This is a genomic window from Marivita sp. (assembly GCF_022763305.1).
In the GTDB taxonomy this organism is placed as follows: domain Bacteria; phylum Pseudomonadota; class Alphaproteobacteria; order Rhodobacterales; family Rhodobacteraceae; genus Marivita.
This window is the reverse complement of record NZ_JALEGT010000075.1, coordinates 1-2721: the sequence shown is the minus strand read 5'-3', so window position 1 is coordinate 2721 and position 2721 is coordinate 1. Positions and strand designations below refer to the sequence as shown.

2 protein-coding genes and 1 tRNA gene are annotated in these 2721 nt (G+C 61.9%); 1 reads left to right on the top strand and 2 read right to left on the bottom strand.

Going from position 1 to position 2721, the window contains the following annotated elements; all coding sequences use genetic code 11:
- Positions 1-181: 181 nt before the first annotated feature.
- Positions 182-1609, top strand: coding sequence for a fused MFS/spermidine synthase (locus MRY75_RS14500; protein WP_292308716.1), 1428 nt, complete (start codon positions 182-184; stop codon positions 1607-1609).
- 171 nt (positions 1610-1780) lie between these two features.
- Here MRY75_RS14500 and MRY75_RS14495 read toward each other — a convergent pair whose 3' ends face one another.
- Positions 1781-2449 carry an NnrU family protein gene (locus MRY75_RS14495; protein WP_292308715.1) on the bottom strand — a complete coding sequence of 223 codons (669 nt, stop codon included), beginning with the start codon at positions 2447-2449 and terminating at the stop codon, positions 1781-1783.
- 176 nt (positions 2450-2625) lie between these two features.
- A tRNA-Leu gene (locus tag MRY75_RS14490) sits at positions 2626-2712 on the bottom strand.
- Between the last annotated feature and the right edge of the window lie 9 nt (positions 2713-2721).

Below are 2721 nucleotides of genomic sequence, written 5' to 3'. Positions count from 1 at the left end.
TTGGAAACTGTAGTTTTCGGTCGGAACAACCAAAAAATATAGCTTTTCATATGGTTACGCCACCCTCGCCAACCCATCATGCATAATTCGGGCTAGTTCCTCCTTGCAAACCCGCGCAGCGTTCTTCTGCGAACCCCCAAGACAGCCGAAGGAGATAGTCATCAGCTTTCCTGTCACCATCGTGCTCATTCTCGTGCTCTCGGCGGTCGGGCTGACCTACGAGATTGCTGCGGGCCGTGTGCTTGCACCGTTTTTCGGCACATCCCTTCTCACCTGGACAACCGTGATCGCGACCGTGCTGGCGGGCTTTTCGCTTGGCAGTGCACTGGGAGGCTTCGTTGCGGAACGCCCTCGCAACGTGGCCCTGCGCCATGTGAGCAGCGCCCTTGTCGCAACCGCGGTCTTGATGGCCGTCTCGCCAACGCTGCTTGGCCTCTTCTACGCGTCAGGCGCACGCGGCACCTTCGGGATGATGCTCACGGTGTTCTGGGTCTTCTTTCCAGCCTCGGTCTTGGTGACCCTGCCGTCGCCGCTTCTGGCCAAAATGGCCATTGAGGCCCGGCCGGGCCGCGAAGGCTCCTCGTTGGGGATCGTTCTGGCGGCAGGGTCGATCGGGGCCATCTTCGGGGCCATTCTGGCCGGCTTCGTGACATTGCCGCTGATCGGCTCCACCGCGACTTTTGCCGCCTGTGGCGCGGCCACGCTTCTGTGCCTGCCCTTCATCAAGGGAGGGTCCACCGGAAACCCGGGCGTCACGATTGCGTCGGCGGCCTTCGTTGCCTTTGCCGGCCTCGCCGGAAGCCCGGCCTGTCAATACGAATCCGGTTTATCCTGCCTGCATGTGGTCGAAAGTGGACGAGACCGAAAACTCATCTCGGACGGGACGTTGCAGGCGGCGGAAAAGATCACTCCAGCAAAGTCCGACGACGGCACGATGGACCTCGCCCTGCCCTACACGGAGTGGCTCTGGTTGCGGCTGGATCGTGACATGGGGCCGGCGCCTTCGGTGCTGTTCGTGGGCGGCGGCGGCTACACGCTTCCAACGCAGCTTCTTGCCTCGCGACCAGAGGCCACCGCGATTGCCGTCGAGATTGATCCCCTCGTCACCGAAGTGGCCAAGACCCATCTGCCGCGCGCCGGGGCCATGATCGAGACCTCCGCGTATGATCCGTCGGGCGGTGACAGGCACGGTGAGGGTCGCCTGGGCCTCGTGCATGCTGACGGGCGGGTATACCTGAACGAGACCTCCGACCACTTCGATGCCGCGGTCATGGATGCGTTTTCGTCACGGTCCGTCCCCGCGCATCTGGTCACTTTGGAAACGTTCGAACGCCTGCGCGAGATCGTTGACGGTCCGGTCTACGTCAACCTGATCGATAGAACGGACGGTCCGCTGGCCCGAGGGGTAAACGCCATCCTGACGCAACTCTATCCAAGCGTGGAAATCGTTCAGGGCGAACTCAATGACTTCGGCCGTCGCAACATACTCTTCGCGGCGTCCAGCGCCACCTTGGCAACTCTCCAGAATGTGCCGCCGGATTACGCGCCGACGCAAATCTCCGACGCCCGCCCTTTCACCGATGATCGCGGATGGGTGGGTCATCGGTGAGACCCGGTGCCCGTGTTCCCCGATGCCTCTGCATGAGATGGCGTGTGTTCATGCACGGGGTGTCGATGTCAGCGCCCAAGCCATCAGCCCGCACCGACAGATATGTGCGCCCCCCTTCGGACGTGACATGCAGGGTCCAGAGCGCGCCAAGGCACCCCACGTTCAATACGCTTACAGCGCAGGTACACCGATGATAAAGGGATGCGCCCAGAGCAGAGCGGCGTAAACCGAAACACCCGCAAGGAGGCGAAGGCCCAATCCGGTCCATGACGCCGGCGCATGGATAAGTGGGGCGTTCCGGCGTCTGCGGTCGATCTCAATCCAGGTTTCCCGGCCAAGCCGCCCTTTCGTGCGCCGATCAATGAGGGCGCGCCCGATCAGGGCGAAACAGCCCAGCACAGCGAACAGAATCACATGTGCGAGGTCTCCGTTCGGCAAAACATGTACGGACGCCCAGAGCGCCAAGGCCAGCAGAATGGGGTGCCGTGTCCAACGGATCAGGCCGGGCCCGGCGGGGTCGAAACGGTCGTTCCGTGCGCCCCCGAACGAGAACGGGTTCGGGCGGGCGATGCTCAGTGCGAGGATGAGGCAGACTGCGAACATCCCCAGATGTGCCGCGTGGCGCTGCCAGGCCATTTGCGACCAGAGCGGCACATAGGGGGCCTCGCCTGCGGACCAGATCAGAAGAGCCAGCATCGACAGCGACAGCGCCGAATACGCAACACCGAAACCCGTCTGTCCAAGAAGCGCCACCAACCTCGACTTGATCAACGGGCGCACAGGGACCGAGTGCGTCAGGAAGAACGCCACGAAAACCGCTGCAAAACCTGTCCAGCTCATGCATCACGCTCCGTTTCGATAGCGAAGTGCCACATGCCCTGTGCGATCCTGAAACTTCCAGACGCATCCCCAATGCGGTCTGCATCACAAGCCATGTGAGTATGACTGAGATACGCAGGATCGGCCCAGACAGCCAGACCACATGCACAAGCAACCGCCGATTTTTAAGGGATGAATGGTGCGGTCGAGAAGACTCGAACTTCCACGGGAGTTACCCCACAGCGACCTCAACGCTGCGCGTCTACCAATTCCGCCACGACCGCACTGTCTTG

What these genes read in the sequence shown, in the direction of transcription:
- MRY75_RS14495 (WP_292308715.1), bottom strand. Translation starts at nt 2,449, where the DNA reads ATGAGCTGGACAGGTTTTGCAGCGGTTTTCGTGGCGTTCTTCCTGACG.